Here is a 274-nt window from a genome sequence, read left to right as displayed (position 1 = left end):
CTGTCCGATCCGCTGACCGGCTTCTTTGTAATGCGTCGCAGCAGCTTCCTCGATGTGGCACCAAGACTCGGAGATCCCGGCTTCAAGCTGCTTCTCGACATATTGTATTCCAACAAGAAGCTTCGCCATGGTGAGGTTCCATTCGACTTCGGCGTGCGAATTCACGGCGAATCGAAGCTCGACATCTATGTCGTATGGAAATTCGTGACATTCTTGCTGAGCAAGATGACCCGGCGGCTTTCTGCCGGTCAGCCTCATTTCCTTCTTGTTCGTC

General features: G+C 52.9%; 1 pseudogene. It reads left to right on the top strand.

What is annotated here, in order from left to right:
• Window positions 1–274: pseudogene (locus tag SB724_RS20045) on the top strand (hypothetical protein); the annotation flags it as partial.

The sequence above is a fragment of the Bacillus sp. SIMBA_031 genome (assembly GCF_046535225.1).
GTDB lineage: Bacteria > Bacillota > Bacilli > Bacillales > Bacillaceae > Bacillus > Bacillus velezensis.
This window is presented reverse-complemented; position numbering and strand designations above follow the sequence as displayed.